Origin of the sequence: Maribacter sp. (genome assembly GCF_016744255.1) — a bacterium.
Taxonomy (GTDB): Bacteria; Bacteroidota; Bacteroidia; order Flavobacteriales; family Flavobacteriaceae; genus Maribacter_B.
This window is the reverse complement of the sequence record NZ_JADGES010000113.1, coordinates 1-10,226: the sequence shown is the minus strand read 5'-3', so window position 1 is coordinate 10,226 and position 10,226 is coordinate 1. Positions and strand designations below refer to the sequence as shown.

The window sequence follows — 10,226 nt, the reverse complement described above, 5'->3', positions numbered from 1 at the left end:
AAATGCATGTACACCAATATCTCCTATACAAGAACTCATTCCCGCTTTTTTAGGGTCTAATCTCCAAACTGTAGATCTCTTTTCTTGATCATGAATTATAGTATTCATCCAACCTTGATAATAACAAACATCTACTTTATGAACTTTTCCTAAAGCACCCGCTTTAATCATTTCTCTCATTTGGCGTACCATTGGGTACCCCGTATACGTATGCGTTAAAGCAAAAACGGTTTTTGCTTTAGCATGAGCCTTTTGTAATATTTTCGCTTCTTCCAAGCTAGTTGTCATTGGCTTTTCACAAATAACATGAAAACCATTTTCTAATAACTTTTTTACCATTGGAAAATGAAGAAAATTTGGCGTAAGTACCGAACAAACTTCTATTCGTTCTTCCTTCGGGAGTTTCATTTCCTCGGCAATAAATGTATCAAAATCTCTATAGATTCGGTTTGTAGGAACATCTATCTCTTTTGCGAAAGCCATATTCGCTTCAAAATCTAAACTAAATACAGCTCCGACAATTTGGTAATTATCATTTATATGAGATGCAATCCTATGTAATACTCCAATAAGAGAATCTCCACCACCTCCGAGGATTCCCATTCTAATTTTTTTACTCATGAAAATCTTATAACTATTGTTATTATAAACCAATCTATTCTGCAATATCTATACTATGTACTCTATTTTTTTCAATCTTATTTCGCATAAAAAACAATATCCCAAACAAAATAATTAATGCTAATGGAAAATACACCACAATTCCTAAAACTGCTTTTCCTGCTGTAATATCTGCCAAAGCTTCAGATAAACCAGAAGCTAGTGCTGTTTCTTTTTCTGCATCTAACCAGGAACCTATTACAGGATTCCACATAGAAGTTGCAAACATTCCTGCTCCACCGACTAAAGACATACCTAATGCCCCTGTTTTTGGTAAATATTCCGAAACAAAACCAATCATGGTAGGCCAAAAGTAACATACTCCTAAAGCAAATAAAGCTGCGGCAGCATAAATCATAGATCCATCGGCAATACTCATAAAATAAATAGCTACAGTAGTAATTATTGCAGACATCCAAAGAACTCCTGTTGGGTTTAATTTATGCACAATTGGCCCAGCAAAAAACCTTCCTAAAGCCATTATCCCCGTTACTAAAGCAAGTACTAACATTGGGCTGGCACCAGAGCTGCGTAAAATAGTTTCTACCCATTGCTGTGGAATAAATTCTGAAACCGCTGTTAAAGTCATACAAACCATAATAAAAAAGAATAATGGGTTTGCTAGTGCCTTTATATTATTAGCGGTATTAGATTCGGCACTTTTATTTTGCGGAAATTCCTTAGTGAATACCAAATAACCATATATTAAAGTAGGAATAAACATGGTCGCAATTAATGTTTGCCAACCCATGCCAGCATCGGTTAAAAACTTAGTAACTAAAGCTCCTATAACTAAACCTCCTGGAAACCAAACATGAAACTTGTTTAACATTGCTGTTCTGTTATTGGTATACATTTCTGCAATCATAGGGTTACATGCCGCCTCAACCGAACCATTTGCAAATCCTATAAAAAATGTAGAAATAATCAAAGTCCAAAAACCACCTGCAAAAATGGTCATGAGTAATCCAACAAGGTGACATACAAAAGCAACTATTAATAATTTTTTTGCACCTAAGCTGTTATACAATAACCCACCTACTATCATAGCCAATGGGAATCCTAAAAAAGCCATACTATTAATCCAACCTAATTCTTTATTAGAAATATTAAAATCTATTCCTAGCTGTGTTAAAATTCCGGCTCTAATGGCGAAAGTCATAGAAGTAACTATTAAAGCCAAACAGGCAGCTAAAAAGATTTGATTCTTATTTTCTTGTTTCATTTATTCCTTAATTTTATTAGTTGTTGGCACTATTAACACCCCCTATCTATCTTGTACCCCTAATTAAACCAGGTGTTAAACAGTTAAAAAATAGCTCAAGCGCAATAACAATGCATTAATTTAAATGGTTACTGCACTCCCTTAGAAGCTTTTACCAATAAATGTTTTGTAGCTATTATCCCCGCTTCTTCTCCTAAAATACTACCCTCATATTCAACTCCAATAAAGCCAGTATAGCCTCCATCTTTTACAATTTGTAGCATTTTAGTATAATCAATTTCGGTTTCATTCCCATTGGCATCAAAATCATGAGATTTAGCACTTACGGCTTTTGCCCGCGTCATTAATTCTTTTACACCTTTATATTTATCATAACTTTCAGCACATCCATCTTTATAATCTTTTGGGTTATTTCTTTTAATACAAAAATTACCAAAATCTGGAAGAGTACCACAATTATCCATATTTACGGTTTCCATAACTTCTGCCACTAAAGCCCCATTAGAAGAAAGGCCACCGTGATTTTCCACAATAATATTTATATTTTTAGTCTTAGCATACGTAGCTAATTGCGTAAGACCATCTACAGAATTTTTTTTCCATTCTTCTACAACATCACTCCCTAAAAGATTTACTCTAATAGCATGGCAACCCATAGCCGCTGCAGCATCGACCCATTTAAAATGTTTTTTCACAGCGTTCTTACGCTTCGCAGAATCCGAAACAGCCAATTCTCCTTGGCCATCTACCATAATTAGTACATTTTCCATCCCATACTTTTTTGCTTCCGCATTGCACTTTTCTACAAAACTAGCCATAGCTTCATCAGAATAATTAGCTTTAGATAATTCTGGGTTATATAATTGACTTACATACTCTAATCCTGTAAACCCCCATTTTTTAGCTTTTTCAGCAAAAATATAAGGATTAACCCCTTTTTCCCTAACCATTCTATGCATAGACCATTGTGCAAGAGATAATTTAAAAAAAGGCATTTTTTCGATCACCACTACAACATCATCTTCTTTCTCCATATTTTCTTTTTTAACTTCTTTGCAAGAATAGACTCCTACAATGAAAAAAACAATGAAAAATTTAACACTGCTTTTCTTTAAAAAAAAATCTCTCATAGGTTTTTATTATTTTGTTGAATTGACTGAAGGATCAAAAATAGTGGCATCTATCACATTGCACAATTACAAATTACGATAACGTTATAGTGAACTATTGATAACATATTAAGCATTTAAATGTAGAAAATTTATTTTATATTTAGTAAACTTAGAGAATAAACAATTTGTATATGGGTGTATTTTATTATAACGATGAACAAGAATCTTATGATGCTATTGTAGTTGGCACAGGCATTAGCGGAGGTTGGGCCGCAAAAGAACTATGTGAAAATGGTTTAAAGACTTTAGTTTTAGAACGTGGTCGAATGGTAACACACATAGAAGATTATATAACTGCAAACAAAGACCCATGGGATTTTCCAAACGGAGGACAATCCACCCAAGAAGAATTAGCTAAACAACCGAAACAAAGTAGAACAGGTTACACTACAAGACCAGCTAGTTCCATGTGGTTTGTTAATGACTTGGAACATCCTTATAATGAAACCAAGCGTTTTGATTGGATGAGGGGCTACCATGTTGGTGGGCGCTCTTTACAATGGGGAAGACATAGTTATCGCTGGAGTGACCTTGATTTTGAAGCAAATAAAAAGGATGGCGTTGCAATAGACTGGCCAGTTCGGTACAAAGACATTGCCCCTTGGTATGATAAAGTAGAAGAATATATTGGTGTAAGTGGAGAAAATTTAGGCTTATCTCAATTACCAGACGGTAAGTTTTTACCAATGATGGAACTTAATTGTGTTGAGCAACACGTTAAAGAAAAAGTAGCAGAAAATTTTGACGGTCGAATTATTACAGCTGGCCGAGTAGCACACCTCACAGGAACCAAAGAGTTTGACGGCAGAAGCAAATGCCAGTTCCGTAATCGCTGTATTAGGGGCTGTCCTTTTGGAGCCTATTTTAGCAGTTTATCTTCTACACTACCAGCAGCAGAGCGAACAGGAAACATGACATTAAGACCAGATTCTATTGTTCATGAAGTAATTTATGACCCTAAAACAAAAAAAGCAACAGGTGTTAAAGTGATTGATAGAGTTACCAAAGAAACTTTTGAGTTTAAAGCTAAAGTAATCTTCTTATGTGCATCGACAATTGCATCGACTTCTATACTAATGCAATCTAAGTCGGAAAGTTTCCCCAATGGAATGGGTAATACTTCTGATCAATTAGGACGTAATATAATGGACCATCATTTAGCAGTTGGAGCCCGAGGTATTGTCGACGGTTTTACAGACAAATATTATAAAGGAAGAAAACCAAATGGAGTATACATTCCTAGATTTAAAAACCTAGGAGGAGATACTAATACTAAAGCTTACAAAAGAGGGTTTGGTTATCAAGGAGGCGCCTCTAGAAATAACTGGGAAGATTCTATAGCAGAATTATCTCATGGCAAAAACTTAAAAGAAGCTATTTTAAAACCAGGAGGATGGACTTTCGGAATTATGGGGTTTGGAGAAGTTCTTCCGTATGAAGAAAATAGATTCACCTTAGATTACGACAAAAAAGATCAATGGGGACTGCCTACAGTTACGTTTGATGCCGAATTAAAAGAAAATGAGCGAAACATGCGTAAGGACATAAAAGAATCTGCCATAGCTATGTTAACTAAGGCCGGACTTAAGGATGTAGAAGGTTATGATGACACTTCTGCTGCTCTAGGATTAGGAATTCATGAAATGGGAACCGCGCGTATGGGAAGAGATCGCAAAACATCTGTATTAAATAAGAACAACCAAGTACATGATGTTCCTAATGTTTATGTTACAGATGGGTCATTTATGACATCCTCTAGTTGCGTAAACCCATCATTAACCTATATGGCTTTTACTGCCAGAGCCGCTAACCACGCTGCTCAAGAACTTAAAAAAGGGAACTTATAATGGATAGAAGGAAAGCATTAAAAAACATGGGTATGTCTCTTGGTTACATCGTAGCTACACCTACTCTATTAAGTATTGTACAAAGTTGCAAAACAGAAAAAGTATTAGAATGGATACCAGATTTTTTTACGAAAGAACAAGGAACCATTTTAACGTCTTTGGTAGATATTATTTTACCTAAAACAGATACCCCGTCTGCTTCAGAAGTACAAGTGCATCTTTTTATTGATCGGTTCTCTAAAGAAGTAATGACTAAAGAACAACAAGATTTTAGCAAACTTACTTTTGAGAAATTTATAAACAAAGCACTTAAAGACTCTGGAAAGCAGACACTAGAAGAACTTAATTCCGTTGACCTAGAGCCTACTTTAGCAAAGGCCTTAAAAATTTCTAAAGAAGAACAAAAAGCAAATGAAAAAGCCATAACCGAATATACAACAGCGATAGCTGAAAATGGTTCCGGAAATCTTGCCGACGATCTTGCAAGCTATGCTTTTGCAAGTAAACTTAGAGGTATGACTATCTGGGGTTATAAAACATCAGAGTATGTAGGAGAAGAAGTTCTTGCCTACTTACCTGTTCCTGGAGAGTATATTGGTTGCGGTGATATAAAGGAGCTTACTAAAGGGAAAGCTTGGTCTTTGTAGGTAATACCAAAGAATAGATTATTAAGCTTACTAGTAAAATGTATTACACCTATATATTAACATTATTTTATACATTAAAATGTAATTATGATAAACTTTCCGCGTTATAATTATGTATATACTATAAATACCCTTATTAAATGGATAATTACATCATATTACTAACCTTGTATATAGTTGCCTATATTACAGCTTTGGCATTTAAGCCAAGTTTTAAAAAATAGTTACCCCTATAATCAAAATAAGATTTTACTTAATATCTAGTATTGCATATTAAGTAAAAGCAAAAGCCTCCATATATACATATGGAGGCTTTTATAATTATAAATACTAACTTATTATGATCCGCACATTAAACAATCGTCATCCGCTTGCCCTTCTTTAGCTCTGGCTATCATTTCTTTCATCTCCGCGGGTGTTAATGGTTTTACATCTAGCCCTTGTTGCACAACAGGCGTCGGTTTAACCTCCATAGCAACCGCTTCTTCGACTCCTGGTGTAGCAGCAATAACTTCTGCTTGTGCAGCTATACTAACTGGAACTTCTTTTTTCTTTGTATTATCCAAGGTGAATTTAATAGCATCTACTGCCGCCTTGGTACGTAAATAATACATTCCAGTTTTTAAGCCACTTTTCCATGCATAAAAGTGCATTGAAGTTAACTTTGCATTGTTGGCATTTTCCATGAATAAGTTTAAAGACTGACTTTGATCAATGAAGTAACCCCTTTGGCGACTCATATCAATAATATCTTTCATACTTAATTCCCAAACTGTCTTATACAATTCTCTTATATCTTGTGGTATAGTTTCTATATGCTGTATAGAACCATTAGCACGCATTAATTCTTGCTTCATGCCCTCATCCCACATACCAAGACCTACTAAATCTTCTAATAAATGTTTATTTACTACGATAAACTCACCAGAAAGCACTCTTCTTGTATAAATATTAGACGTATATGGCTCAAAACACTCGTTGTTTCCTAAAATTTGAGATGTTGAAGCTGTTGGCATAGGTGCTACTAATAAAGAATTACGAACTCCATCTTTAGCTATATCCTTTCTTAATTTTTCCCAATTCCATCTACCAGAAAGCTCATCATCTTTTATCCCCCATAAATTATGTTGAAATTCTCCTTTTGACATTGGAGAACCTTCATAAGTAGAATACGTCCCTTCTTCCTTTGCCATTTCCATAGAAGCTGTTAATGAGGCAAAATACAGAGTTTCAAAAATCTCTTGATTTAATTTTTTTGCTTTATCACTAGTAAAAGGCAAACGCAACATAATGAAAGTATCTGCAAGACCTTGCACCCCTAAACCAATTGGTCTATGACGCATGTTGGAATTTTCTGCCTCCTTTACTGGATAATAGTTTCTATCTATTACCTTGTTTAAATTTCTTGTTACCCTCTTGGTTACCCTAGCTAATTCTTTATGATCAAATTCTCCATTTTTAACAAACATTGGTAGCGCAATAGATGCCAAATTACAAACCGCTACTTCGTCTGGAGAGGTGTACTCCATTATTTCCGTACACAAGTTAGAGGAGCGTATAGTCCCCAAGTTCTTTTGGTTACTCTTACGGTTAGCAGCATCCTTATAAAGCATATAAGGTGTTCCTGTCTCTATCTGAGACTCTAATATCTTCTCCCAAAGCTCCCGTGCCTTTATAGTCTTACGGCCTTTTCCTTGTTCTTCATATGAAGTATACAACTTCTCAAACTCCTCACTATGACATTCGAAAAGACCAGGACATTCATTAGGACACATTAATGTCCATTCTTCATTTGCCTCTACTCTTCTCATGAATAAATCGGAAATCCACATAGCATAGAATAAATCTCTTGCACGCATTTCTTCTTTCCCATGATTCTTTTTAAGATCTAAAAACTCAAAAATATCTGCATGCCATGGCTCCATATAGATTGCAAAACTCCCTTTTCGTTTTCCGCCTCCTTGATCTACATACCTTGCCGTATCATTAAAAACTTGTAACATTGGAACAATACCATTAGAAGTACCGTTAGTCCCAGCAATATAAGACCCTGTAGCTCTTACATTATGAATAGATAAACCTATTCCACCTGCAGATTGCGAAATCTTCGCTGTTTGTTTTAACGTATCATAAATTCCATCAATACTATCATCTTTCATCGCTAATAAAAAGCAAGAAGACATTTGTGGTTTTGGAGTTCCTGAATTAAAAAGTGTTGGCGTAGCATGTGTAAAATACTTTTTAGACATTAACTCATACGTCTCTATTGCTGCATCTAAATCATCTAAATGAATACCTATAGAAACACGCATAAGCATATGCTGAGGACGTTCTGCTATATTACCATTGATTTTTAACAAATAAGAACGTTCTAATGTTTTAAAACCAAAATAATCGTACCCAAAATCTCGATTATATATTATGGTAGAATCCAATTTTTCAGCATTCGCCATAATTACATTATAAACCTCATCAGACAACAAGGGAGATTCCTTTGCTGTTCTAGGGTTTACATATAAATACAAATCTTTCATTGTTTCAGAGAAAGATTTTTTTGTGTTTTTATGTAAGTTAGAAACAGATATACGAGCAGCAAGTTTAGCATAATCTGGGTGTGTAGTTGTCATAGTAGCTGCAGTTTCTGCCGCCAAATTATCTAACTCTGAAGTAGTTACCCCATCATACAACCCTTCGATTACTCTCATAGCCACCTTAAGTGGATCTACTAAAGCATTTAATCCGTAACATAATTTACGAACTCTTGCGGTTATTTTATCGAACATTATTAGTTCTTTTCTTCCGTCTCTTTTTACTACATACATATTGCTACAATGGTTTTAGTGGTACGTTAAATTTTGGGGTCACAAAGTCATACAACCGTGCAAATCCGAGTTTTCTGTAGGTTTACTATTAAACTAATGGGGTGTAAGACAACAACAAAGTTGACTTAACAATTAGAAATCAGCATCAAAGCTAATCTTCTGAGAATCTTCATCATCCTCTGTATTTAACACGCCTGCTTTTTGATATTCAGAAACGCGTTTCTCAAAGAAATTTGTCTTTCCTTGTAAGGAAATCATATCCATAAAATCGAACGGGTTGGTAGAATTGTATACTTTATCGCATTCTAATTCTACTAATAAACGATCCGTAACGAACTCTAGATATTGCGTCATTAACTTTGCATTCATTCCGATCAAGCTAACGGGTAACGACTCGGTAATAAATTCTCTTTCAATATTAAGTGCATCTACTAAAATCTCAGTGATTCTTTCTTTTGGCACTTTATTTACAATATGATGATTATGCAAGTGAACTGCAAAATCGCAATGCATGCCTTCATCTCTTGAAATTAATTCATTAGAGAATGCTAGGCCTGGCATTAATCCTCTCTTTTTAAGCCAATATATAGAGCAGAAAGAACCCGAAAAGAAAATACCCTCTACGGCTGCAAAAGCAATTAAACGCTCTGCAAAACTTGGTGAATCTATCCATTTTAAAGCCCAATCTGCCTTTTTCTTTATTGCCGGAAAATTTTCTATAGCCTGAAAAAGCATTGATTTTTCCTTTTCATCTTTAACATAAGTATCTATAAGAAGAGAATATGTCTCGGAATGAATATTTTCCATCATGATTTGAAAACCATAGAAAAATTTTGCCTCTGAATATTGTACTTCATTTACAAAATTTTCTGCTAAATTTTCATTTACAATACCATCAGAAGCTGCAAAAAATGCCAATATATGCTTTATAAAATAACGCTCATCGTCATTTAATTTATTCTTCCAATCTGTTAGATCTTCATGTAAATCAATCTCTTCTGCTGTCCAAATACAAGCCTCCTGTTTCTTATACCAATCCCATAAGTCATCGTGTTGAATTGGAAATATAACAAACCGATCTTTATTTTCGGCTAAAATAGGCTCTATGGCTACAGACATAATTCTTAATTGATTTTAGTGTTGATACAAAAACTGTTCTTTTGTATATATCAGCAAAGATGTGAAATTAAGGTTGAAATTAAAGGGGTTATTTTGTTATATCACCACAAAGTTTTTAACACCGTATGTTGAAATGTATGTTCAGCTATAATGTTTATAAGCCCTAACAAAGAAATACTTTTTAGATAAAATTATGCCAAGAATTAATACAAAAAAAATAAACCAAAAAGTATTAAATTTATATACTTCTTGGTTTATTAAAAATATCTTCTATTAGTATGTAACTCCTTAATTTACAACACTTACCAATTGTACGACCCCCCAATGCATCTAATTAAAGATAAATACTACAATAATGCTAATTCAGGTAGTTCCCCCGAAACCTACAATCAACGTAATACAATTTCTAAAAAATTAGACCTTGTATTATTCTGTAATAATACATTGGACGGAATCACTAATTAAAGCACACGCTTTTTTTATTATAACGCGCCCTAGGACCGTACTTTTATATTGGCAAAAAAAATAAAATATATAACTGTATTTTACTACAAAAATAACTAAATAACCTCATTAAAATAGACGGATTTACCCTCTATTTTAAGAGTTTTTAGTCTAAAAAGTTAATAAAATCCAATAATCTTGTTTGAAAAAGAAATTCGCAACATGGACGCATTCATTGAATTGTTGTTTTCCTATTTACGAACCTCTACACGATCTAGATTAACATTTAA

General features: G+C 34.2%; 7 protein-coding genes. 2 read left to right on the top strand and 5 right to left on the bottom strand.

Features of this window, described 5'->3' with window-relative positions; genetic code table 11:
• The 3 genes from QZZ51_RS14625 to QZZ51_RS14615 form a co-directional block, all read right to left on the bottom strand.
• Window positions 1-621, bottom strand: a 621-nt coding sequence (locus tag QZZ51_RS14625; protein ID WP_291870977.1) for a Gfo/Idh/MocA family oxidoreductase, incomplete at its 3' end; no start/stop codon positions are given.
• 34 nt (window positions 622-655) lie between these two features.
• The gene (locus QZZ51_RS14620; RefSeq protein WP_291870975.1) at window positions 656-1,885 is read right to left on the bottom strand and encodes an MFS transporter; all 1,230 of its coding nucleotides are present in this window, start codon (window positions 1,883-1,885) and stop codon (window positions 656-658) included.
• Between the two features lie 128 nt (window positions 1,886-2,013).
• Window positions 2,014-2,919 (bottom strand): sugar phosphate isomerase/epimerase family protein, encoded by a 906-nt coding sequence (locus QZZ51_RS14615; RefSeq protein ID WP_366511983.1) that lies wholly within the window; start codon window positions 2,917-2,919, stop codon window positions 2,014-2,016.
• 269 nt (window positions 2,920-3,188) lie between these two features.
• Here QZZ51_RS14615 and QZZ51_RS14610 point away from each other — a divergent pair, with 269 nt between their 5' ends.
• Both QZZ51_RS14610 and QZZ51_RS14605 read left to right on the top strand, forming a co-directional pair.
• The gene (locus QZZ51_RS14610) at window positions 3,189-4,904 is read left to right on the top strand and encodes a GMC family oxidoreductase (protein ID WP_291870971.1); all 1,716 of its coding nucleotides are present in this window, start codon (window positions 3,189-3,191) and stop codon (window positions 4,902-4,904) included.
• Entirely contained in the window at window positions 4,904-5,551 is a 648-nt protein-coding gene (locus QZZ51_RS14605) for a gluconate 2-dehydrogenase subunit 3 family protein (RefSeq protein WP_291870969.1), read from the top strand. The genes QZZ51_RS14610 and QZZ51_RS14605 overlap by 1 nt, the downstream gene beginning before the upstream one ends.
• A gap of 338 nt (window positions 5,552-5,889) precedes the next feature.
• Here QZZ51_RS14605 and QZZ51_RS14600 read toward each other — a convergent pair whose 3' ends face one another.
• Window positions 5,890-8,373 (bottom strand): ribonucleoside-diphosphate reductase subunit alpha, encoded by a 2,484-nt coding sequence (locus QZZ51_RS14600; protein WP_291870967.1) that lies wholly within the window; start codon window positions 8,371-8,373, stop codon window positions 5,890-5,892.
• Between the two features lie 132 nt (window positions 8,374-8,505).
• Window positions 8,506-9,492 carry a ribonucleotide-diphosphate reductase subunit beta gene (locus QZZ51_RS14595; RefSeq protein ID WP_291870965.1) on the bottom strand — a complete coding sequence of 329 codons (987 nt, stop codon included), beginning with the start codon at window positions 9,490-9,492 and terminating at the stop codon, window positions 8,506-8,508.
• Between the last annotated feature and the right edge of the window lie 734 nt (window positions 9,493-10,226).

Excerpts from the sequence above, each read along its gene's own strand:
- QZZ51_RS14620 (WP_291870975.1), bottom strand. The coding sequence starts at position 1,885 with ATGAAACAAGAAAATAAGAATCAAATCTTTTTAGCTGCCTGTTTGGCT.
- QZZ51_RS14595 (WP_291870965.1), bottom strand. The coding sequence starts at position 9,492 with ATGTCTGTAGCCATAGAGCCTATTTTAGCCGAAAATAAAGATCGGTTT.
- QZZ51_RS14600 (WP_291870967.1), bottom strand. The coding sequence starts at position 8,373 with ATGTATGTAGTAAAAAGAGACGGAAGAAAAGAACTAATAATGTTCGAT.
- QZZ51_RS14610 (WP_291870971.1), top strand. The coding sequence starts at position 3,189 with ATGGGTGTATTTTATTATAACGATGAACAAGAATCTTATGATGCTATT.
- QZZ51_RS14605 (WP_291870969.1), top strand. The coding sequence starts at position 4,904 with ATGGATAGAAGGAAAGCATTAAAAAACATGGGTATGTCTCTTGGTTAC.
- QZZ51_RS14615 (WP_366511983.1), bottom strand. The coding sequence starts at position 2,919 with ATGGAGAAAGAAGATGATGTTGTAGTGGTGATCGAAAAAATGCCTTTT.